Annotated in this window: 21 protein-coding genes; 11 read left to right on the forward strand and 10 right to left on the reverse strand. The window is 72.9% G+C overall.

Translation table 11 applies throughout. The features are described from left to right. The 5 genes from O7542_RS02385 (at position 1) to O7542_RS02405 (ending at position 4,593) form a co-directional block, all read left to right on the forward strand. Positions 1 to 975, forward strand: coding sequence for an ABC transporter ATP-binding protein (locus O7542_RS02385; RefSeq protein ID WP_084789631.1), 975 nt, complete (start codon positions 1 to 3; stop codon positions 973 to 975). Beyond that, complete coding sequence (locus O7542_RS02390) at positions 972 to 1,823, forward strand: ABC transporter permease (protein WP_043329061.1); 852 nt, start codon at positions 972 to 974, stop codon at positions 1,821 to 1,823. The genes O7542_RS02385 and O7542_RS02390 overlap by 4 nt, the downstream gene beginning before the upstream one ends. Before the next feature lie 10 nt (positions 1,824 to 1,833). Beyond that, on the forward strand, positions 1,834 to 2,079 hold the full coding sequence (locus O7542_RS02395) for a helix-turn-helix transcriptional regulator (protein WP_013287928.1): 246 nt from the start codon (positions 1,834 to 1,836) through the stop codon (positions 2,077 to 2,079). Positions 2,080 to 2,152: 73 nt separating this feature from the next. Next, the gene (dnaG, locus tag O7542_RS02400; protein WP_043329063.1) at positions 2,153 to 4,051 is read left to right on the forward strand and encodes a DNA primase; all 1,899 of its coding nucleotides are present in this window, start codon (positions 2,153 to 2,155) and stop codon (positions 4,049 to 4,051) included. Beyond that, positions 4,051 to 4,593 carry a hypothetical protein gene (locus O7542_RS02405; RefSeq protein WP_043329065.1) on the forward strand — a complete coding sequence of 181 codons (543 nt, stop codon included), beginning with the start codon at positions 4,051 to 4,053 and terminating at the stop codon, positions 4,591 to 4,593. Before dnaG ends, O7542_RS02405 begins: the two co-directional genes overlap by 1 nt. Positions 4,594 to 4,596: 3 nt before the next feature. On the opposite strand, the gene O7542_RS02410 is transcribed toward O7542_RS02405, so the two are convergent. Genes O7542_RS02410 through O7542_RS02430 form a run of 5 tightly spaced genes read right to left on the reverse strand, consistent with a single transcriptional unit; the run spans position 4,597 to position 7,273 of the window. Beyond that, positions 4,597 to 4,689 (reverse strand): type II toxin-antitoxin system VapC family toxin, encoded by a 93-nt coding sequence (locus O7542_RS02410; protein ID WP_166456724.1) that lies wholly within the window; start codon positions 4,687 to 4,689, stop codon positions 4,597 to 4,599. Beyond that, on the reverse strand, positions 4,686 to 4,940 hold the full coding sequence (locus O7542_RS02415; protein WP_043329066.1) for a type II toxin-antitoxin system prevent-host-death family antitoxin: 255 nt from the start codon (positions 4,938 to 4,940) through the stop codon (positions 4,686 to 4,688). Before O7542_RS02415 ends, O7542_RS02410 begins: the two co-directional genes overlap by 4 nt. A gap of 33 nt (positions 4,941 to 4,973) precedes the next feature. Further along, positions 4,974 to 5,525, reverse strand: coding sequence for a TetR/AcrR family transcriptional regulator (locus O7542_RS02420; RefSeq protein ID WP_281605617.1), 552 nt, complete (start codon positions 5,523 to 5,525; stop codon positions 4,974 to 4,976). Further along, on the reverse strand, positions 5,522 to 6,313 hold the full coding sequence (locus O7542_RS02425; RefSeq protein WP_281605618.1) for an ABC transporter permease: 792 nt from the start codon (positions 6,311 to 6,313) through the stop codon (positions 5,522 to 5,524). The genes O7542_RS02420 and O7542_RS02425 overlap by 4 nt, the downstream gene beginning before the upstream one ends. 36 nt (positions 6,314 to 6,349) lie before the next feature. Then, positions 6,350 to 7,273, reverse strand: coding sequence for an ABC transporter ATP-binding protein (locus O7542_RS02430; protein WP_064448156.1), 924 nt, complete (start codon positions 7,271 to 7,273; stop codon positions 6,350 to 6,352). 78 nt (positions 7,274 to 7,351) lie between these two features. Here O7542_RS02430 and O7542_RS02435 point away from each other — a divergent pair, with 78 nt between their 5' ends. Beyond that, positions 7,352 to 7,891, forward strand: coding sequence for a GNAT family protein (locus tag O7542_RS02435; RefSeq protein WP_281605619.1), 540 nt, complete (start codon positions 7,352 to 7,354; stop codon positions 7,889 to 7,891). A 16-nt stretch (positions 7,892 to 7,907) separates the two neighbouring features. Here the strand turns inward: O7542_RS02435 and O7542_RS02440 are convergent, their stop codons facing one another. The 5 genes from O7542_RS02440 to O7542_RS02460 all read right to left on the reverse strand — a co-directional run bounded on the left by O7542_RS02440 (position 7,908) and on the right by O7542_RS02460 (position 14,928). Continuing rightward, entirely contained in the window at positions 7,908 to 8,879 is a 972-nt protein-coding gene (locus tag O7542_RS02440; protein ID WP_064448158.1) for a TAXI family TRAP transporter solute-binding subunit, read from the reverse strand. Beyond that, a complete protein-coding gene (locus tag O7542_RS02445) occupies positions 8,876 to 9,268 on the reverse strand; it encodes a roadblock/LC7 domain-containing protein (RefSeq protein ID WP_030503989.1) in 393 nt (130 codons plus the stop codon). The genes O7542_RS02440 and O7542_RS02445 overlap by 4 nt, the downstream gene beginning before the upstream one ends. Continuing rightward, entirely contained in the window at positions 9,265 to 11,628 is a 2,364-nt protein-coding gene (locus O7542_RS02450) for a nitrate- and nitrite sensing domain-containing protein (RefSeq protein ID WP_209962885.1), read from the reverse strand. Before O7542_RS02450 ends, O7542_RS02445 begins: the two co-directional genes overlap by 4 nt. A 64-nt stretch (positions 11,629 to 11,692) precedes the next feature. Continuing rightward, entirely contained in the window at positions 11,693 to 12,712 is a 1,020-nt protein-coding gene (locus tag O7542_RS02455; RefSeq protein ID WP_104115035.1) for a TAXI family TRAP transporter solute-binding subunit, read from the reverse strand. After that, positions 12,688 to 14,928 carry a TRAP transporter fused permease subunit gene (locus tag O7542_RS02460; protein ID WP_281605620.1) on the reverse strand — a complete coding sequence of 747 codons (2,241 nt, stop codon included), beginning with the start codon at positions 14,926 to 14,928 and terminating at the stop codon, positions 12,688 to 12,690. Before O7542_RS02460 ends, O7542_RS02455 begins: the two co-directional genes overlap by 25 nt. A gap of 897 nt (positions 14,929 to 15,825) precedes the next feature. Here O7542_RS02460 and O7542_RS02465 point away from each other — a divergent pair. The 5 genes from O7542_RS02465 (at position 15,826) to O7542_RS02485 (ending at position 22,027) form a co-directional block, all read left to right on the forward strand. Further along, the gene (locus O7542_RS02465; protein ID WP_043329080.1) at positions 15,826 to 16,842 is read left to right on the forward strand and encodes a YihY/virulence factor BrkB family protein; all 1,017 of its coding nucleotides are present in this window, start codon (positions 15,826 to 15,828) and stop codon (positions 16,840 to 16,842) included. 211 nt (positions 16,843 to 17,053) lie between these two features. Then, on the forward strand, positions 17,054 to 18,232 hold the full coding sequence (locus tag O7542_RS02470) for an ROK family protein (RefSeq protein WP_043329082.1): 1,179 nt from the start codon (positions 17,054 to 17,056) through the stop codon (positions 18,230 to 18,232). After that, the gene (locus O7542_RS02475; protein ID WP_069088866.1) at positions 18,229 to 19,797 is read left to right on the forward strand and encodes a sugar ABC transporter ATP-binding protein; all 1,569 of its coding nucleotides are present in this window, start codon (positions 18,229 to 18,231) and stop codon (positions 19,795 to 19,797) included. Before O7542_RS02470 ends, O7542_RS02475 begins: the two co-directional genes overlap by 4 nt. Then, positions 19,794 to 20,882 carry an ABC transporter permease gene (locus tag O7542_RS02480; RefSeq protein WP_281605621.1) on the forward strand — a complete coding sequence of 363 codons (1,089 nt, stop codon included), beginning with the start codon at positions 19,794 to 19,796 and terminating at the stop codon, positions 20,880 to 20,882. The genes O7542_RS02475 and O7542_RS02480 overlap by 4 nt, the downstream gene beginning before the upstream one ends. Positions 20,883 to 20,974: 92 nt before the next feature. Further along, complete coding sequence (locus O7542_RS02485) at positions 20,975 to 22,027, forward strand: substrate-binding domain-containing protein (protein ID WP_043329088.1); 1,053 nt, start codon at positions 20,975 to 20,977, stop codon at positions 22,025 to 22,027. The last annotated feature ends 15 nt before the right edge of the window (positions 22,028 to 22,042 follow it).

Raw genomic sequence — 22,042 nt, forward strand, 5'->3', positions numbered from 1 at the left:
ATGACTGCGGTCGAACTTCCTGGGGCCGTCGCGTCCCCCCGACCGCCCGACGAGGATCTCGTCCTCGACGTGCGGGATCTGCGTATGCGCTACGGCGCCGTCGACGTGCTGCACGGCGTCGACCTGACCGCCCGGCGGGGCGAGGTGGTGGCGCTGCTCGGGCCCAACGGCGCCGGCAAGACCACCACCATCGAGATCCTCGAAGGCTTCCGGCTGCCCTCGGCCGGCACGGTGCGCGTGCTCGGCAGCGACCCGGCCCGCGGCGACGAGCGGTGGCGCGCGCGGCTGGGCGTGGTGCTCCAGTCCTGGCGCGACCACGGCAAGTGGCGGGTGCGGGAGTTGCTCGCGCACCTCGGCGACTTCTACGCGCCGTACGGCACCGACCGGATCCCGCGCCCGTGGCCGGTCGACGAGCTGCTGGAGACGGTGGGCCTGACCGCGCACGCCGGCAGCCGGGTGGCGCGGCTCTCCGGCGGTCAGCGCCGCCGGCTGGACGTGGCGGTGGGCATCGTCGGCCGCCCGGAGCTGCTGTTCCTGGACGAGCCCACTGTCGGCTTCGACCCGGCCGCCCGGCGCGAGTTCCACGAACTGGTGCACCGCCTGGCCGACCTGGACGAGACCACGATCGTGCTGACCACGCACGACCTGGCCGAGGCGGAGAAGCTGGCCGACCGCATCCTCATCCTGGCCGGCGGCCGGATCATCGCCGAGGGGTCGCCCGACCAGCTCGCCCGGCGCGTCGCGGGGGACGCCGAGGTGCGCTGGACCCGTGACGGCGAGCGGTACGTGCACGCCACCCCCGACGCCACCGCGTTCCTGCGCGACCTGCTCCGCGAGCACGGCGACCGGATAGGCGAGCTGGAGGTGCGCCGGGCCAGCCTGGAGGACGCGTACCTGGCGCTGGTGCACGAGGAGGAGACCGGCATCCGGACCGGCCGGGCCGAGCGGGTGTGGCAGCAGGAGGCGGACCGATGAACCCGACCACGAACGCGCTACGGGCCGGGCTGCGGCGCGGCGTGATCGAGCTGCGCGCGACGTTCACAAACGGCCAGGATCTCTGGACCTACTTCTTCCCCACCGTGGTGCTGCTGATCGCCGTGTTCTGGATGCGCGGCTCGACGGTGCCGGGCACCGACTTCTCGCTCGGCGCCCGTACGCTGCCCAGCGCGCTCGGGATGGGCCTGCTCTTCGGCGGCCTGCTCGGGCTGGCCAACCAGCTCGTCATCGACCGGGAGGACGGCACGCTGCTGCGCGCCAAGGCGATCCCGGACGGCATGCTCGGCTACCTGGTCGGCAAGATCGTGCTGGTCTCGGCGGTCGCGCTGATCGGCGTGGTCATCCAGCTCACGCCCGGGCTGTTCTTCCTGGACGGGCTGCGGCTCGGCGACCCGGGCGCCTGGCTCACGCTGGCCTGGGTGGTGCCGCTCGGGCTGGTGGCGACGCTGCCGCTGGGCGCGGTGATCGGCTCGCTGATCGAGAACCCGCGCAACATGGGCCTGGTGGTGATGCCGATCTTCGGCCTGATCGCGCTGTCCGGCATCTTCTATCCGATCAACGGCCTGCCCGGCTGGCTGCAGGGCGTCGCCCAGGTGTTCCCGCTCTACTGGCTAGGCTTGGGCATGCGCTCGGCGCTGCTCCCCGGCGACCTGGCAGCAGTCGAACTCGGCGGCTCCTGGCGGCACCTGGAGACGGTCGGCGTGCTCGGCGCCTGGGCGGTGCTCGGGCTCGTGCTGGCCCCGGTGGTGCTGCGCCGGATGGCCCGCCGGGAGTCCGGCTCGCGGGTCGCGGCCCGGCGGGAGCGGGCCATGCAGCGGGTCGGATGAGAGGGCGTCGATGAGCGAGACCGTGCACAACCGGATCGCGGTGCTGCGCGCCGAACGGGGCATCTCCCGGCGGCAGCTCGCCGACGCGCTCGGTGTGCACTACCAGACCGTCGGTTACCTGGAGCGCGGCGAGTTCCGGCCCAGCCTGCACCTGGCGCTGCGCATCGCCGCGTACTTCGAGGTGCCGGTCGAGGTGGTCTTCTCCATCGAGCCGTTCCCGCGTATCGGCGACCCCGCGGCGGCCCGCTCGGCCTGAGCCGGCGGGGACGGGCGTGGTCGGCCACACGCCCGTCCCCCCGGCCGCCGGATCGTCGGTCCGGCAGGGCAGGATGTACGCCGAGGGGGTGGCGGTCATGGCGGGGCGGATCCGGGACGAGGACATCGCGCTGGTCCGCGAGCGCACCGCCATCGCGGACGTCATCTCCGAGGTGGTGACGCTCAAGTCGGCCGGTGGCGGCAACCTCAAGGGGCTCTGCCCGTTCCACGACGAGAAGAGCCCGTCGTTCAACGTCTCGCCCGCCCGCAACGTGTTCTACTGCTTCGGCTGCGGGGTCGGCGGCGACGCGATCAAGTTCCTGATGGACGCCGAGCACCTCAGCTTCGTCGAGTCCGTCGAGCGGCTGGCCGCCCGCGCCGGCATCCAGTTGCGCTACGTCGAGGACGACAGGTCCGCGCCGCGTCCCCGCCCGCAGCAGGGGCAGCGGCAGCGCCTGGTGGCCGCGCACGCCGCCGCCGTCGACTTCTACCGGTCCCAGCTCACCACCGCCGGCGCGCGCCCGGCCCGCGAGTTCCTCGCCGGGCGCGGCTTCGACCGGTCCGCCGCCGAGCGGTACGGCTGCGGCTTCGCCCCCGACGGGTGGGACCTGCTCACCAAGCACCTGCGCCAGCAGGGCTTCACCCACGACGAGCTGGTCACCGCCGGGCTGTCCCGCCCGGCCCGCTCCGGTTCGCTGATCGACAGGTTCCGCCGCCGCCTGATGTGGCCGATCCGGGACATCACCGGTGACGTGATCGGCTTCGGCGCCCGCAAGCTGTTCGACGACGACGACGGCCCGAAATACCTGAACACCCCCGAGACGCCGATCTACAAGAAGTCGCACGTGCTCTACGGCATCGACCAGGCCAAGCGGGAGATCGCCAAGCAGGGCAAGGTGGTGGTGGTCGAGGGCTACACCGACGTGATGGCCTGCCACCTCGCCGACGTGCCGACGGCGGTGGCGACCTGCGGCACGGCGTTCGGCGGCGACCACATCTCGGTGCTGCGCCGGGTGCTGTTCGACAGCGACGAGCGGGCCGGCGAGATCATCTTCACCTTCGACGGCGACGCCGCCGGGCAGAAGGCCGCGTTGCGCGCGTTCGAGGACGACCAGCGCTTCGTCGGGCGTACCTTCATCGCGGTCAGCCCCGACAACATGGACCCGTGCGAGCTGCGCCTGGCAAAGGGCGACCTGGCCGTGCGCGACCTGGTGGCCCGCCGCGAGCCGCTCGTCGACTTCGCGCTCCGGCACGTGATCAGCCGGTTCGACCTGGACACCGTCGACGGCCGGGTCGAGGCCATGCGCCGCGCCGCGCCGCTCGTGGCGAAGATCAAGGACCGGGAGAAGCGCCCGGAGTACGTGCGCAAGCTCGCCGGCGACCTCGGCATGGAGATCGAGCCGGTGCAGCGCGCGGTGCTCAACGCGGCACACGGGCCGCAGGCCGGCGGCGCCGCCCCCGCCGCCCCGGCCCGCCCCGGCCGGGCCACGCCCGCTGTGGACAGTCCGCGTTCCATGGTGGAGCGGGAGGCGCTCAAGCTGGCGTTGCAGGAGCCGGTGCTGGCCGGTCCGATGTTCGACGCGGTCGAGGTGACCGACTACCAGCACCCGGTGCACGTCGCGGTACGCGCCGCCGTGGCGGCGGCCGGCGGCGCGTCCACTGCCACCGGCGGCGCGGTCTGGATCGAACGGGTCCGCGACGCCTGCGACGACCTGGCCGGGCAGGCGCTCATCGGCGAGCTGGCGGTGGAGCCGCTGCGCATCGACGGCGAGCCGGACCCGAGGTACGTCTCGATCACCATGGCCCGGCTCCAGTGGAGTTCGGTCACCGGCCGCATCCGTGACCTCAAGTCGAAGATCCAGCGGGTCAACCCGGTGAGCAACAAGGACGAGTACTTCGCCCTGTTCGGGGAACTGCTGTCGCTGGAACAGCACGCACGGGCACTGCGCGAGCAGGCCGCCGGAGGATTGTGATGGGACTGTTCAACCGCCGGCCGAAACTGCCGTCCGCCGACCGGCCGCCGCTGGCCGCCGACGAGCGGGTGCTCGCCTGGGCCGCCGCCGGCACCGGCGAGGGCGGCAACGACGGCGTGCTGGTCGCCAGCAACCGTGGCCTCTGGCTGCCCGGCCGGGTGGAGCGCCTCGGCTGGCACGACATCCTCAAGGCGGTCTGGTCCGGCCGCGAGCTGACTGTCACCCCGGCCGAGCCGGTCGCCGAGCGCGACGGCTACCTGGTGGTGGCGGACGGCCTCCCCGAGACGTACCTGCTCGTCGACCCGGGTGACCTGCCGCACCAGGTCCGGGACCGGGTCACCGGCTCGGTGGCGTACACCTCGCACCACGAGATGCCCGGCGGCTCCGGGCGGATCGCGGCCCGGCGGGTGCCCGGCGTCGACGGGCTGACCTGGACGGTCCGCTACGACCCGGGGACGCCCACGGACGACGAGGACGTGGCCGCCGAGACCGCCCGGCTGGTCGCAGCGGCGCGGGCCGCCACCACCCCCGCCGACGTCTGAGGTCTACACCTTGAGGACGTCGACCTCGTAGAGCGGGATGGAGGCGTCGCCGGTGATGGCCCAGAGCGCGACGTGGGTGTCCAGCAGCAGGGTCATGCGCCGATCCCGAAGTCGGCGGCGATCTCGGCGTTGGTCTGTGGCGAATCCCAGTCACCCGAGAGGTCCACCTGCCCCGCGAGGGAGCCGATCGCCGTGCGGTCGGTCCGGCGCACCAGCGGTACGACCTTCGCCACGGGGGTGCCCGCCCGGTCGATGATGATCTCTTCGCCGCGTTCCACCCGCTCGATGATGCGCGACAGGTGGGTCTTGGCATCATGCATGTTGTAGTGCACAGCCTCAGCCGACATGGCGCGCCCTCCTCGGTTAGCTAAGTTCTTAGTTTAGGCACGTGGGCGGGCGCCGTCGAGGAAGAGCGCGACGACCCGGGCGGGGCCGGTCTCGTCGGTGAGGTCGGTCGCCCGGGCCAGGTGCAGGAACGCGTTCATCAGGAACTCCGGTTCGCCGGTGACGGCGCCCTCCGCCTTCGCGTCGGCGAAGAACCGGGTCACCGGCGCCAGCATCAGGGCGACGTAGAGGCCCGAGACGTGCTCGCTGGTCTCGGCGGAGACGAGCGGCAGCGTGTCGTAGATGCGCTGCTCGAACGTGATCGCGTCGCCGTGCTGCCCGGCGGCGACGGTGGCGAGCGCGTGCAGCCGGTGCGGCACGTCGCCGGGGCCGGCCAGCGCCGCCGAGATCCTGCCGCCGACGTCCCGGATGTACCGCTCCGCCACCGCGATGTAGAGGTCCTCCTTGCCGCCCGGGAAGTGGTGGTAGATGGACGGCTTCTGGATGCCGACGCTGCGGCCGACGCCGACCAGGGAGATGCCCTGGTAGCCGGTCGCGGCGAGCTGTTCGGCGAAGGCGTCCATGATCTGGGTGCGGGTGTCGCTCATCGGTTCTTCCTGGCGTGGTGGAGGGCGAGGGCGCAGGCGGCGGTTCCGCCGACGGTGAGGGCGGCGAGCGCCGCGACGCCGATCGGGGCCGCGGCGAGCGGCGTGCCGCCGCCGAGCTGCCGGGCGGTGTCGACGATATAGGTGAGCGGGTTGACCGTGGCGATCACCCGCATCCAGCCGGCGAGTTCGTCGACCGGCGCGAACACGCCGGTGAAGAACGACAGGCCGAACACGACGAGCGTGACCAGGTTGGTGGTGGACGCCGAGCCCGACCGGATGGCGAGCGCTGTGCTCAGCAGCGCGACGCCGAGTCCGAGCGCGAGCATCAGCAGGAGCATTCCGGCGACGCCGGACCAGCTCGCCGGCCGGTAGCCGATCGCGACGGCCCCGGCGACGGTCACCACCATCTGGAGTACGACAGCGAGCAGCGCGGCGACGACCGGGCCGACGAGGAACGGCGTCGTGGTCCCGTGGGCGAGCCGGAGGCGGTCCAGGTATCCGCTGGTGATGTCGCCCAGCACCAGCGTGCCGGCCGCGCCCGCGCCGGTGGCGACGCCGGTGAGCAGGATCAGCGGCAGCAGGAACGCGATGAAGCTCGTCCCGCCCAGGTAGGTGCTGCCCACGGCGTCGAGCTGCCCGGCGTAGACGAGCAGGAAGAACAGGGACTGGGCGACCGGGGCCACGAGCAGCGCCGGGGTACGGAGCACGGCCCGGGTCGAGCGTCTGATCGCCGCGAGGACGACCGGGGCCGGGGAGCGGCGGTGCGGGGTGAGCGCGAGCGGGAGCACGGTGTCGGGCCTTTCGGGGTGCGGTGGGGGCGCGCCTCAGCGAGCGGCGAGGGCGACGAAGACGTCGTCGAGGGAGGGCTCGGTGAGATGGAGCCGGGTGATGTCGGCGGCGATCGCGCCGGCTTCGTGCAGGGCAGCGGTCAGCGCGCGGGGGTCGTCGGGGACGCTGAGGCGTACCCGGTCCGGGTGGTCGGGGTCGGCGCGGAACCCGGCTTCGGACGCGGCGACGAGCGCGGTCGCGGCGGCGGCGTCGGACAGGTCGAGCGTGAGCGTTCGGGCGCCGACGCGCCCCTTGAGCGACGCCGGTGGGCCCTGGGCGACCACCCGGCCGTCCCGTAGCACGGCGATCTCCGTGGCCAGCACGTCGGCCTCGTGCAGGTCCTGGGTCGAGATGAGCAGCGAGGTGCCGCTGTGGTTGAGGCGGGTCAGCTCGGTCCAGAAGTCGATGCGTGCGAGCGGGTCCAGGCCGGTGGTCGGCTCGTCCAGGATCACCACTGCGGGCTCGGCGACGAGCGCCACCGCCAGGTCCAGCTTGCGGCGGGTGCCGCCGGAGAGCTTGGCCACCCGGGACGAGCGGTGCTCGCCCAGCCCGAACAGGTCGACGAGTTCCCGCGTGCGGCGGGCCCGCTGCCGGCGGCCGAGCCCGAGCGCCACGCCGTGGAAGTCGAGCACCTCCGCCGGGGTGGCGAGGGGGTCCAGCGCGTTGGACTGCGGCGCCAGGCCGATCAGCCGCCGTGCGTCCCGCGCCTGGGTCACGGTGTCGAAGCCGCCGACGCGCACCGAGCCCGAGGTCGGGGTGCGCAGGGTGGCGATGATCTCCAGCAGCGTGGACTTGCCGGCGCCGTTGTGGCCGAGCACGACGAACCGGCTGCCCGGCGCGACGGCGAGGTCGAGCGCGCGCAGGGCGTCGCGTGTCCCGTAGGTCTTGGTCAGGGCGGAGGCGAGGACGAGCGGCGTCATGCCCGCCACCCTACCGACCGGTCGGTAGGGTGGCCAAATCCGGTTGTCGACCTGCCCTGCCGCCGCTAGCGTCGCGGCATGTTCGCCACCGAGCGCGTACGGCTGCGCCCGCCCACCCCCGACGACGCGCCGGACCTGTTCCGCCTGCACAGCGACCCGGAGCTGCACCTGATCACCGACGACGAGCCGTTCCTGCCGCACCACGTCGGGCAGGTCCGGGCCCGGCTGGAGAAGCGCGCCGCCGAGCAGCCGGAAGCCGGCGCTCCGGTGTCACTGCTGGCCGAGACCGTCGCCGACGGCACGTTCCTCGGCACCGGCGTGCTGTGGGGGATCAACACCTTCAACGGGTACGCCCACCTCGGCATCACGCTGCTGCCCGAGGCGCGCGGCCAGGGCTACGGCACCGAGGTGATCCGGCTGCTCTGCCGGTACGGCTTCCGCAACCGCAACCTGCGGCGCCTGGAGATCGAGACGCTGGCCGGCAACACGGCGATGCGGCGTACCGCCGAGCGGTGCGGCTTCGTCCACGAGGGCACCCAGCGCGACCGCGAGTACGACGGCGACGGCTTCGCCGACATGGCGCTCTACGGTCTGCTGCGGAGCGACTGGACGCCGTAGCGGGGCCGCGCCGCGCTCAGCCGCCGTCGCGGTAGAACCGGGCCGCGCCCGGGTGCAGCGGGATCGGGCCGGTCGCGGCCGCGCTGGCCCGGTTGAAGTTCGCCGCCTCCGGGTGCACCTGGATCAGATCGCCCTGCCAGGTGAAGAGCACCCGGGTCAGGTCGTACGCGAGTTGCTCCGGCATGTCCGCCGCCACCAGGATCACGTTCGCCACCGTGATGGTGGGCGTCGGCTCGGCCGTGCCGTAGACCTCCTTCGGCAGCGTGGCGGTGGTGTAGACGCCGCCGAACCGGGCGCTCAACGGCTCGATCAGGTCGTTCAGCGGCAGCAGCCGGAACTTCCCGGGCGCGGAGGAGAGCAGGTCCTTCACGCCGGGCGTGGGCAGGCCGCCGGAGAAGAACATGGCGTCCAGCGTGTTCGCCCGCATCCGCTTGACCGTCTCCGGCAACGACAGGTTGAGCCGCTGGATGCCGGCGTTCGGGTCGATGCCGCCGGCGGTGAGCAGACGCCCGGCGATGATGTCGGTCCCGGACTTCGGCGAACCGGTCGAGACGCGCTTGCCGCGCAGGTCGGCGAAGCTGTTGATCTTGCCGTCGCTGCGGACGATCACGTGCGTGTAGTTGCTGTAGACGCGGGCCAGCGCACGTACCGGCTGCGGTTGCTTGTCGAACGCCCCGCGGCCGTCGACCGCGTCCGCCGCCGTGTCGGCCAGGCTGAACGCGATCTCCATGTCGCCGCCGGCCACCCGGGTGATGTTCTCCACCGACGCGCCGGTCGGCTCCGCGCGCGCCTCGTACCCGGGCACGTGCCGGGTGATCAGATCGGCGTACCCGCCGCCGAGCTGGTAGTAGACGCCTGTGGTGTTGCCGGTGGCCAGGAAGATCCGCCCGCCGTGCCACGCCTGCCCAGTGGTGTCCTCGGCGCCGCAACCGGCCACCAGCACCGTCGCCAGCAGCGCCGCCACCAGCCGCGCCGGGCGGCCGCTCACCGGCGGACCGCCGGTTCCAGCGCCTCCGCCACCCGCTGCACCAGCGTCGCCGTCTCGTAACCGATCTGGCCCAGGTCGCAGCCGGGCGCGGCCAGCACGCCGAGCAGCGCCCGTTCCCCGACCGCCATCACCAGCATCACACCGCCGTCCATGTCGACGATCTGCTGGCGTACCCGGCCGGCGGACATCAGCCGGGCCGCGCCCACGGTAAGGCTCGCCAAGCCGCTGATCACCGCTGAGAGCTGGTCGACCTGGTCCGGGGAGAGATCCGGCGAGGACGCCAGCCGCAGTCCGTCCTCGGAGACCGCGAGCGCGTGCGAGACGTCCGGCACCTGCTCGGCGAAGTTCGCCAGCAGCCAGTCGAGCCCGGTGGAAGCGGGTGGATTCATGGTCTTCTCCCGTTGGGTGGTGTGGTGTTCGGGGCACGGCGCGTCGCGCTGGCCACCCCCTCGGCGAGGGCGGACAGCCGGGCGCGTACCACTTCGGGGTCGAGCAGGTCGGTCGCGGGCGGCGGCGCGGTGACGGCGGGCATCGGTCCCGGCAGATGCCCGCCCACCGGCCGCCGGGGCAGCCCGGCGGCGGTGGTCGACACCGGCGCCGGTGGCACGCTCACCGGCCGGATCCGCGCCGCGCTCGGCGCCAGCAGCGCGCCACCCGGCGCCCGGACCGTGGCCACGCCGCGCGCCGGCCCGCCGGCCGTCGGGGCGCTGGTGACCAGGTCGCGGGAACCGCCCTGCGGCCGCAGGACGGGCGCGTTCTTGAACCACGGCGCGCCGCGCCCGTGCGGGCGCCGCTCGGCCGGCGGCCGGGACGCCACCGACTCGACCCGGGTCAGCACCGACTCCGGTACGTCCACCTGCGCCACCGTGCCGGTGCCGGGGTTGTGCAACTGCACCCGGATCCCGTGCCGGGCGGCCAGGTGGGCCACCACGTGCAGGCCCATGCTGCCGGCGGCGGCGCTGGACAGGGTGGCCGGCGCGGCGAGCCGTTCGTTGATCTCGGCCAGCCGGCTCTCGCTGATGCCGATGCCCTGGTCGTGCACGCGCAGCACCAGCCCGTCGACGGTGCGCCGGCCGTCCACCAGCACCCGGGCCTCCGGCGGCGAGTAGACGGTGGCGTTCTCCAGCAACTCGGCCAGCAGATGCACCAGGTTGCCGGCCGCAGCGCCGTGCACCGCCGCGGTCGGCACGTCGATCTCCACCCGCGGATAGTCCTCGATCTCGGAGGCCGCCGCCCGTGCCACGTCGTCCAGCAGCAACGCGCCCTCGTGCCCCCGGCCCGGCTCGCCACCGGCGAGGACCAGCAGGTTCTCCCCGTTGCGCCGCAGCCGGGCGGCCAGGTGGTCCAGCGCGAAGAGCCGGGCCAGCGCGTCCGGATCGGTCTCCTCGCGTTCGAAGTCGTCGAGCAGCCGCAACTGCCGGGTGATCAGCGTCCGGATGCGCCGGGCCAGCGCCTCCGCCATCCGGGTCACGTCCAGCCGCAACTCCGCCTGCTGCCCGGCGAGCCGCAGCGCGGCCCGGTTCACCGTGTCGAACGCCTCGGCGACCTGCGCCACCTCGTCCCGACCGCGCCGGATCCCGTCCGTCATCCGGGTCGCCGGACCCTCCGCGGGCGCCCGTTCGCCCGCCGCGATCGCGGTGATCCGCTCCGGCAGCTCCCGGTTCGCCATGGTCAGCGCGGCCACCCGCAGCCGGCGCAACCGGCGGCTGGTCCGTACCGCCAGCAGCACGGCGGTGACGAGCGAGCCGAGCGCGACGGTGCTCGTCGCCCCGGCGGTCAGCACCGCGCGCAGCCGGGCCGCGGCGGCCAGGTCGGCCGCGTCCCGGTCCAGCCCGTCGGACAGGTCCCGGCCGAGCAGGTTGTACCGGCGGATCGCGCCGCTCTGCGCCACGTACCAGGCGTCGCCGTCGGTCTTCAGCGCGTCCGGCGCGCCGTCGGTGTCGAGCATCGCGTCGCGCATCCGCCGGGCCGTGGTCACGTCGGCGCCGTCGACCAGCCGGTACCAGGCAGCGTTCGCCGGGGCGGAGGCGATCCGCAGGAACTCGGCCTGCCGCTGCTCCCGGGCGCCCCGCAGCCGGCCCAGCCGGGCCAGCTCGCCGCGTTCCAGTCCGCCTCTGACGAACACCGCCCGCAGCAGGTCGCGCTCCAGCGCGGACAGGTGCTCCTGGGCGGCCACCGAGGCCACCTCACGGGCCTGGTTGGCCAGGTCGGCGTCCCGGAGTTGACTGGGCAGCGCGTCCGCGACCGCGAGCAGCGACTCCACGAGCGACACGTACGCCGGGTCGCCGCGCTCACCGGCCAGCGCCAGGTCCCGGGTCGGCGCGAGTTGCTCCAAGCGCCCGCGCGCGTCGTCCAGCACCCCCGCCAGGTCCGGGGCGGCCCGGCGCGCGTCACCCTGCGCCGAGCGGTAGCGCTCCACGGCCGTGTCGACCCGGCGGCGCTGCGCGTCCACGAGCGGGCGGCCGGACGTACCGCCGCGCTGGCGCAACGCGGCCGTCTCGCCCAGTTCGCGTTCCAGCTCGTGCACCAGACGTACGGTCGCGGTGGCGGTGCCGGCCAGCACGCGCGCCCGGTCGGCGTCGGCGGACGCGTCCAGCGCGGCGTCGGTCTGCGCCGCCCCCAGCACGACCAGCCCGGCCGTGGCGACCAGGATCGGGGCCAGCAGTTGGACGCGGACCGAGCGCAGGCGTCCGGTGCGGTCCGCGGAGCGGTGGTGCCGGCGTACGCGAGCCGGGTGGGGCAGCGGCACGGTGGTCTCCGGTCGGGTCGGGCGGGCCGGGCCCGGACGCGCGTCCGGACCCGGCCCGTTCAGGTCAGCTCGCGCCGAGGTCGCTCAGTGCCCGCTCCGCGCCGCGGTGCAGCGGCACCGGGTCGGTCTTGCGGGCGTTGCCCAGCTCGATGCCCTTCGCCGCCGGATTCGCCTGGGCCAGGGCGTCCTTGGACTCGAACACCGTCCGGGTGATCGCGCAGGCCACGTCGGCGTCGAGGTTGTCCCGCACCAGCAGCACGTTCGGCACCACGATGGTGGGCACGTCGGCCGGGGTCCGGTAGATGTCCTTGCCGATGGTGCCCGCCTGGTACGCCGGGTTCAGCTCGGCCATCTTCGGCAGCAGCGGAGTGATGTCGACGAACTTCACCTTGTCGCCGGACGTGGTGAACAGGTCGGTGACGCCGCCGGTCGGCACGCCGCCGGACCAGAAGAAGCCGTCGATGCTGCCGTCCTTCATGCCGTCGACGGTCTTGGTGAGGTCCAGCCGCTGCGCCTGGACGTCCTTCGCCGGGTCCAGCCCGGCGGCGGTGAGCAGCCGGTTGGCGATGACCTCGGTGCCGGACTTCGGTGAGCCGGTGGAGATCTTCTTGCCCTTCATGTCGGCCACCGACGTGATGCCCGCGTCGGCCCGTACGACCACCTGGGTGTAGTTGTCGTAGATCCGGGCCAGCGCCTTGACCGGCTGCGGCGCGGTGAAGCTCCCCTTGCCCTGCACCGCGTTGACAGCGGTGTCGAACAGGGAGAACGCCACGTCGTACTGGCCGGCGACGAGCTGTTCGACGTTCTGCACCGAGGCGCCGGTCTCGGCGGCCGTCCCGGTGAGCTTGCCGTCGGTGGTCTTGCTCAGCTCACCGGCGAGCGCGTTGCCGACCACGTAGTAGACGCCGGTGGCGTTGCCGGTGGCGATACCGACCCGGGTGTCCTTGGTGACCTTGCAGCTGACCTCGCGGGCGGCGTCGTCCTTCGCCGCGCCGTCCTGACGGCCCCCGCAGCCGGCGGCACCGGCGGCGACCAGGACAAACGCCCCGACACCCGCCACTATCCTCGCGTCGATCCGTCCCACTCTCTCTCCTCCCCAAGATCCACGGATTCTTCGACCGCCGGGCGGCCGGGGTGCCCGGCGGCGCCACGTCGGACGTACACGCCCGCGACCGTGAGCGCGGCGAGCGCCGCGCCGATCGCCATGGGCAGCGGTTCCAGCCAGAGCAGGACCAGCCCGGCGATCGCGCCGAGGATCCGCTCCGGCGCGCCGGCCGGGCCCACGCCCGGCAGCCAGCCGCCGGCCGCGACCGCCAGCACCGCCACGCCGAGCGCGGAGACCAGGCCGGCCGTCACGATCCGCCCGGGCCCGCCGATGCCGAGCAGTCCGAGGCCGGTCGGCGTGATCACGAAGGCCAGCGGGATCAGGTACGCCGGCAGCGCGTACCGCAGGGTCTGCCACATGGTCGGCACCAGGCGGCCGCCGGTGACCGCGGCGGCGGCGACCGCGGCGAGCGCGGTCGGCGGCGAGACCTCGGACAGCACCGCGAAGTAGAAGACGAACATGGCCGCGGCGGGCGCCTCGACACCCAGGTTCAGCAGCGCCGGGCCGATGATCACCCAGCCGATGACGAAGGACGCGGTGACCGGCACGGCGAGGCCCAGCAGGCTGAGCGCGACGGCGGCGAGCACCGCGGTCAGCGCCAGCACCACGGCGGGCTCCGAGCTGACCGCCTGCGCGCCGCTGATCAGCAGCGAGGCGGCCTGCGGCCCGAGCCCGGTCTTCGTGGTGGTGGCGGTGATGATGCCGGCCGCGGCGCACACGGCGCTCACCGCGAGCACCCCGCGTACGCCGTCGCGCAGCGCCGCCACGAGCCGGGCCGGCGTGAGGCGGTGCCGCCGGTCCAGGAAGGACAGCGCCGCCGCGATCACGGTGGCGATGACCACCGCCCGCATCGCCGACGCGCCGAGCGCCAGGACCACGATGATCACGAGGAGCGAGAGGAAGTGGTAGCCGAAACGGGCCAGCAGCCGCCAGGCCGAGCCGCTGTCGATGACCACCGGACGGACCCCGGAACGTCGCGCGTCGATCTCGACCGAGAACAGGATGCCCAGGTAGTAGAGGATCGTGGGCACCGTGGCCCAGCCGAGCACCTGCAGGTAGGACACGCCCAGGTACTCGGCGATGATGAACGCCGCCGCGCCGAGCGTGGGCGGGGACAGGATCGCCCCGACACCGGCGGCGGCCAGCATGCCGCCCGCGCGCTCGGCCGGGTAGCCGGCGCGGCGCAGGATCGGCCAGGTCACCGCGCCGATGCTGACGGTGGTGGCGGCGCCGGAGCCGGAGACCGTGCCGAGCAGGAAACCCGAGGCGACGGCGGTGCGCCCGGCGGCGGTACGGGAGCGGCGGAACGCGGCGGCGGACAGCTCCACGAAGAACCGGCCCGCGCCGGACAGGTCGAGCACCGCGCCGTAGATGGTGAACAGCACGATGTAGGAGGCGGCGACGTCCAGCGGCGTGCCGTAGAAGCCGCTGTCGGAGTTGTAGAACGCGTCGACCAGCTGCGCGAAGTCGAGCCCCGCGTGCGCCACCGGCCAGGACTGCGGCAGCAGCCCGCCGTAGTAGCCGTACCCGAGGAACAGCACGCAGACCGCCGGCAGGATCCACCCGGTGGTACGCCGGCACGCCTCCAACAGCAGGAGCAGCAGCCCGGTGCCGAACGCCACGTCCAGCGGATCCAGCAGGCCCTGCCGGTCCAGGAAGGCGTCGTACCCGCCGCCGCCCGCACCGACGGCGACCGGCAGCACCGGGTAGAGGCAGACCACGAGCGCCGCGAGCGCCAGCAGCCAGTCCACGGGCGTGGGTCCGCGCCGGTCGTCCACGTCGACCGCGTCGGCCTCGGTGCGTCGCAGCCGCACCCCCGAGGGGTACGCGAGGAACACCATCGGCAGGACGCCGGCGAGGAAGAAGATGAGGTAGTACTTGCTGCCCTGGGCCAGCGGGAAGAACACCTGCCAGAGCGTCAGCAGCCCGACCGCGACGGTGACGCCGGTGAACAGGAAGCCGACTCCGCCGGCGAGGACCCGTCCCGGCTTCTCCTCCTCGAACCGGGCGGCCAGTTCCCGGGCGTCCTGCTGGGCCTGATCCGGGGCGTCCTGCGTCTCGGCCGGAGTGTGGTCCTCGGCGTGGTGCGGCACGGCCCGGCTGTGGTGGTGCGTCTCGCCCGGCCCGTCGTCGGACCACTCCGGACCGGCGACGACGCCCTGGTCCGGCGGGAGCGGCACCACCTCGGCGTCCACATCGGACCCCGGTCGTCCGCCGGACGGCGGCCGGGGTTTCGGGGGAGTCGCGTCGGAGGGGCGAACGGGCGGCACGAGGGGGCACGATACGCGAATTGCGCGCGCGTTGGGAACATTGCTTAACGTGATTGCAATGAGTGACGGTAATTGGGGTGACGCGCTCCGGCGGACGCTTCTTGAATCTCTTTCGTAATTGCGCGATCAAGGACTTCGGCAATGCCTTCCGGTGGTCGACCGGGCGCCTTTCCAACGATGAATGGCGAGTCACGGGAGCCGGTGGCGGTTACGGATAGTGCAGCGCGACCGACTGCTGTCGCAGGCCCTGTCGGCCCTCGGCGGTGCCGGCGCCGACCGGCGTCGGCAGTACGTGCTCCGGTGCCCGGAAGCCCATGATCGAATTCATTCCGCCGAGGTCGCGGGCTCCTTCGTCATGACGACGCCGCCACTGCGGCACAGTGGCTGTGCCGGGTGCCGCCGCCGATTCCACCGCGCACGCGCCGCCGGCGGATCGGACGGGTGGAGCGCCGTGGGTGTCTCCGCCCCCGTTTGGCACCCATGACGTTCCACCCGTCGTGACGGTTGTCGAGATCTTGGGCGAGTTGTTGTCCGCTCCGGGCGGCGGGCGCCGAGATCTCCGGTCGAGTGCGTCGCGCTGTCGTGACGGGGTGCGGCGCCGGCGGGCTTTGCTCTGCAGCCACCCGCGCGGCAGCCACGCTGCGTAACCGTGTGCGCCGATGGATGCAGAGCGAGGCGGCGGGAAACGCGGACGGCCGCGATGGGCGTGAGTGGCCGCCTCGGGGGCAGGGGCGTCGGGCGGGTCTGCCGTTTTCGCGGGTGGTGGTTATGGCCGCCGTCGTCAGGGCATGTCGTCTGACGACGCGACGACGAGGAGGTGCCATGGCCGCCGACGAGGCTCCCGCCCGTGACGGGCGCGACCGCACGGAGCCGGTGGGCCCGGACGACGGTCCGGACAGCCCGACCGACCTGACCGCGACGGGCTGGATGGCGACGCTCAAGCGGACCGTCCGGGAGTTCCAGGACGACAGCCTGACCGACTGGGCCGCCGCGCTCACCTACTACGGCGTGCTCTCCATCTTCCCCGGCGTGCTGGTGCTGATCTCGCTGCTCGGCCTGCTCGGTGACCGGGCCACGGAGGGGGTCCGGGACACCGTCGGCCAGGCGGTGCCGGAGGAGAACATCCGCAAGATCATCGAGAGCGCGATCGACCAGGCCGGCCAGTCCGGCGGGCTGGCCAGCATCGCGGCCGTCATCGGTCTGGTCGCGGCCTTCTGGTCCGCCTCCGGCTACATCGCCGCGTTCATGCGCGCCTCGAACAGCATCTACGACGTGCCGGAGGGGCGGCCGATCTGGAAGACGCTGCCGGTACGCCTCGGCGTGACCGCGGTGATCGGCGTGATGCTGCTGATCAGCGCTGTGATCGTGGTGTTCACCGGCGGCCTGGCCGAGCAGGCCGGAAACGCGATCGGGCTCGGCTCGACCGCCGTCACGGTGTGGAACATCGCCAAGTGGCCGGTGTTGCTGGTGCTGGTGAGCCTGATGTTCGCGATCCTCTACTGGGCTTCGCCGAACGCCCGGCACGGCGGCTTCCGCTGGGTCAGCCCCGGCGGCGTGCTCGCGGTGGTGCTCTGGCTCGTGGTGTCCGGCCTCTTCGCGCTCTACGTCAGCAACTTCGGCTCGTACAACAAGACGTACGGCGCGGTGGCCGGCGTGATCATCTTCCTGGTCTGGCTCTGGCTGAGCAACGTGGCCATCCTGCTCGGCGCGGAGTTCGACGCCGAGCTGGAGCGCAGCCGGGCCATCGCGGCCGGGCACCCGGCCGACGAGGAGCCCTACGTGGAGTTGCGCGACGACCGCAAGCTGCGCAAGAAGGGCAACGCCTCCTCCCACCACTGACCGCTGACCGCACCTCGCCGCCCCGCCCGGACGCGCCCGGGCGGGGCGGCGCGTTTTTCTGGCCCGGCACCTCTTTTGTTCGTATGGACAAAAGTTTGCATCAGGCGTGCCGAAGCTATGGACATGCGACCCGGAAGGCTCCTACTGTGTCGGACACAACACACATCGCCATGGTCGATGTGACGGACTTCCGATGCGGAGGTGACTGCCGGTGCGGACGGTCGACCCCCTGCACGTACGGCTCCTGCGGCTGCTCCGGGACGAGGGCGCGGTGTCCCGCGCCGAACTCGGCGACCGCCTCCAGATGCCCCGCCCGCGCCTGCTCGCCGAGCTGGAACGGCTCGTCTCCCTCGGGTACGTGGCCGAGGCCGGGCTGGCCGCCTCCCGGGGCGGGCGGCGCTCCACCCTGGTCGAGCTGAGCCCGCACCTGCGGTTCGCCGCCGTCGACCTGGGCGCCAGCTCGATCGACGTGGAGGTGGTCAACGGCCGGCTGGAGCCGGTGGCCGCCTACACCGAGACCGCCGACATCCGCTCCGGCCCGAAGGTGACGCTCCAGCGCGTCAACGAGCTGCTGCACAAGGCCAAGGTGGACGGCGCGTACGAGCGGCTCGACGCGGTCGGCATCGGCGTGCCGGGGCCGGTGAGCTTCCGTGACGGCGTCCCGGTCTCCCCGCCGATCATGCCGGGGTGGGACCGGTTCCCGGTCCGCGAGCTGCTGACCCGGGAGCACGGCTGCCCGGCGGTGGTGGACAACGACGTCAACATCATGGCGATCGGGGAGCGGCACGGCGGCGTGGCCCACTCGGTCGACGACTTCCTGTTCATCAAGATCGGCACCGGCATCGGCTGTGGCATCTACCTGCACGGCGAGGTCTACCGGGGCACCGACGGCTGTGCCGGGGACATCGGCCACATCCAGGTCGACCCGAACGGTCCGATGTGTTCCTGCGGCAACGTCGGCTGTCTGGAGGCGGTGTTCAGCGGCGCCGCGCTGGCCCGCGAGGCGACTGTCGCGGCCCGCACCGAGGTCTCCCCGGCGCTGGCCGAGCGGTTCGCCGCCCGGGGTGTGGTGACCGCGCTGGACGTGGCGCAGGGGGCGATCGAGGGGGACGTCTCCTGCATCCAGCTCATCCGGGACGGCGGCCGGCGGGTCGGCAGCGTGCTGGCCGGGCTGGTCAGCTTCACCAACCCGTCGATGATCGTGATCGGCGGCGGACTGGCCCAGCTCGGCCACATCCTGCTCGCCGAGATCCGCAGCGTGGTCTACCGCCGTTCGCTGCCGCTGGCCACCGGCAACCTGCCGGTCGTCCTGTCCGAACTGGGCCCGCGCGCCGGCGTCGCCGGCGCGGCCGTGCTCGCCAGCGACCTCGCGTTCGGAGAAGCAGCATGAGCGACACCGGGAAACCACTGGTCGAGGCGCCCGCGGACGCCGTCGCGGGCGAGGTGGTCCTGCGCCTCACCGACGTCGTCAAGACGTTCCCGGGGGTACGCGCGCTCGACGGCGTGCAACTGGAGGTGCGCGCCGGCGAGGTGCACTGCCTGCTGGGGCAGAACGGCGCCGGCAAGTCCACGCTGATCAAGGTGCTGGCCGGGGTGCACCGGCCGGACTCCGGCGAGGTCGTGTGGCGGGGCGAGCCGGCGTCGTTCGCCAACCCGCAGGCCGCCATGCGCGCCGGCATCGCCACGATCTACCAGGAACTCGACCTGGTCGACGACCTGTCGGTGGCGGAGAACGCGTTCCTCGGCCACGAGCCGCGCCGGTTCGGCTTCGTCCGGCGGGGGCACATGGCCCGGCGTACCCGGCAGATCCTGGCCCGGCTCGGCCACCCGGAGATCCCGCCGGGGCGGCTGGTGCGGCACCTGCCCGCCGCCGGCAAGCAGATCGTCAGCATGGCGCGGGCGCTCTCCCACGAGGCCCGGCTGATCATCATGGACGAGCCGAGCGCGGTGCTGGCCCACGACGAGGTGGCGAACCTGTTCCGGATCATCCGGGAACTCACCGCGCAGGGCATCGCTGTCATCTACATCTCGCACCGGCTGGAGGAGATCCGCGAGATCGGCGACCGGGTCACCGTACTCAAGGACGGCCGGACCACGGCGGCGAGCCTGCCGGCCCGCGAGACGCCGACCCGCGACCTGGTCGCCCGGATGACGGGCCGGACCATCGAGTACGTCTTCCCGCAGCGCCCGGCCGACCACGGGGGTGGCGCGGAGCTGCTGCGGGTGGACGGGCTGACCCGGCCCGGCGAGTTCGCCGACGTCTCGCTCCGGGTCCGGGCGGGAGAGATCGTCGGCATCGCCGGGCTGGTCGGCTCGGGCCGGTCGGAGCTGCTGGAGACCATCTTCGGCGCGCGCCGGGCGCACGCCGGGACGGTCCGGGTGAACGGCCGGACGCTGCGTCCCGGCAGTGTGGGCGCGGCGGTACGGGCCGGGATGGGCATGGCGCCGGAGGAGCGCAAGAGCCAGGCGCTGCTGCTGGGTGAACCGATCTACCGCAACGTCACGCTCGCCACGTTCGGCAGGTACGCCCGCCTCGGGTTCACCGACGCCGGGCGGGAACGCGCCGAGGCGGACCGGATCGCCGAGTCGCTGGAGCTGCGGCCCCGCGACGTGCGGCGGCCGGTGCGCACGCTGTCCGGCGGCAACCAGCAGAAGGTGGTGGTCGGCCGGTGGCTGCTCGGTGACACCCGGCTGCTGCTGCTCGACGAGCCGACCCGGGGCGTGGACGTGGGCGCCCGCGCCGAGCTGTACCAGGTGATCCGCGATCTGGCCGCCCGGGGCGTCGGGGTGCTGCTGGTCTCCAGCGAGGTGCCCGAGGTGCTGGGCCTGGCCGACCGGGTGCTGGTGATGCGGGAGGGCCGGGTGGTCCGCGAGGCGCCGGCCGGCGAACTGGACGAGAACACCGTGCTCGACCTCGTCATGGCGGGGTCCCTCATGGAAGGCGCACCGGCATGAGCGATGTAACCGAATCCGCCCTGCCCGCGCAGTCGCCGCCGGTGGAGCGGGCGGAGACCGCCAAGGTCGACGCGCCGGCGAAGCTCTCCTGGTGGCGCGGCGACGGCGGGGAGGGCGTCAAGCGCAACCTCGGCCTGCTCGCCACGCTCGTCGTGCTGGTGGTCATCGGCATCCTGACCCGCCCCGACCTCTACGGCGACCCGAACTGGGTGTGGGGCAACACGCTCACCATTCTCAAGCTCGCCTCGGTGGTCGGCGTGGTCACCGTCGGCATGACCTTCGTGATCATCGGCGGCGGCATCGACCTGTCGGTCGGCGCGATCGTCGCGCTGGCCGGGGTCTGGTGCACCACTGTCGCCACGCAGAGCTACGGCGCGGGCGGCATGATCTTCACCGCGCTGACCGTCGGGCTCGCCGTCGGCGTGGTGAACGGGCTGCTCGTGTCGTACGGGCGGCTGGTGCCGTTCATCGCCACGCTGGCGATGCTCGTCGCCGCCCGGGGGCTGGCGGCGGAGATCTCCGACAAGCAGACCCAGGTGTCGGGCAACACGTTCATCAACGGCATCGCCAGCACGAACTTGCTCGGCATCCCGCTGCTGGTCTACATCCTGGTGGCGGTGGTGGCGGCCGGCTGGGTGCTGTTGAACCGGACCACGTTCGGCCGCCGTACGGTGGCGGTCGGCGGCAACCCGGAGGCGGCCCGGCTCGCCGGCATCAACGTGCGCCGGCACACCGTGCTCCTCTACGCGCTGTCCGGCCTGTGCTGCGGCATCGCCGCGGTCATGCTGACCGCGCAGGCCACCTCCGCACAGGCGGCGATGGCCAACCTCTACGAGCTGGACGCGATCGCCGCCGCGATCATCGGCGGCACGCTGCTCAGCGGCGGGCGGGGCACGATCATCGGCTCCCTGCTCGGGGTGATCATCTTCTCCACGATCACCAACCTGTTCGCCATCAACAACCTCTCCGCCGAGGCCCAGAACATGGTCAAGGGCGGCATCATCGTCGCCGCCGTCCTGGTCCAGCAGGTGCAGTTCGGCAGCCTCACCCAGTTCCTCGCCCGCAACCGGGCCACCACCACCTGACCCCACCCGCGCACACCAGGCTGCAGTCGTACCGACTGCGGTCCGGCCCGCCACACCCGAAACCACCCCACCACCTCATCCCAGGAGGCGTCATGAGAACACCGCGCCATGACCTGTCCCGCCGCCGGCTGCTCTTCGGCGGGGCCGCGGTCTCCGCCGGGGTGCTGCTCGCCGGTTGCACCAGCAACGAGCAGAGCCCGACCGAGGCACAGACCAAGGCGGCCGGTTCCGGCGCCAACACCGAGCCGGGCAAGAAGGTGACCATCGGCTTCTCCGCCCCGGCCGCCGACCACGGCTGGATCGCCGCCATCACGAACAACGCCAAGGCGCAGGCCGGGGCGTACCAGGACGTGGAGCTGAAGTCGGTCGAGGCCGGCGCGGACGCGGCGGCCCAGCGGGCGGCGCTGTCCACGCTGATCTCGCAGAAGCCCGACGTGATCGTGCTGCTGCCGCACGACGGCAAGGAACTCAACGCGTTCGGCCTGGAGGCGATGAAGGCCGGCATCCCGGTGGTGAACCTGGACCGGGCCTTCCCGGACGCGCGCGCCTACCGGTGCCAGATCAAGGGCGACAACTACGGCATGGGGGTGGCCGCCGCCACGTACATCGCCGAGCAGCTCAAGACCAAGGGCGTGAGCAACCCGGTGATCGGCGAGATCCCCGGCATCGAGTCGCTGGAGCTGACCCAGGAACGGTCGAAGGGGTTCGCCGACACGCTCGCCTCGTACGGGTTCAAGGTCGCCAACCGGCGCCCCGCCGAGTTCACAGTCGACTCCGGGCAGCAGGCCGCCACCGGCCTGTTCCAGGCACTGCCGAAGATCGACGCGGTCTGGAACCACGACGACGACCAGGGCATCGGCGTGCTCGCGGCGGTCAACCAGGCCAACCGCAAGGAATTCATCATGGTCGGCGGCGCCGGCTCCAAGAAGGCCATGGAGGACATCGCCGCCGACAACACGGTCCTCAAGGCCACAGTCACCTACAGCCCGTCGATGGCCTCCTCGGCCATCTCCCTGGCCCGCCTGATCGGCCAGGGCAAGGGCATGTCCGACCTGGTCGAACTCCAGGTACCGAAGGAGATCGTGCTCGCCTCCGAGACGATCACCAAGGAGAACGCGAGCGACTACCTGAAGCTCGGGTTCTGACACACGGGGGGAGAC

The sequence above is a fragment of the Micromonospora sp. WMMC264 genome (assembly GCF_027497275.1).
GTDB classification, from domain to species: Bacteria; Actinomycetota; Actinomycetes; order Mycobacteriales; family Micromonosporaceae; genus Micromonospora; species Micromonospora chalcea.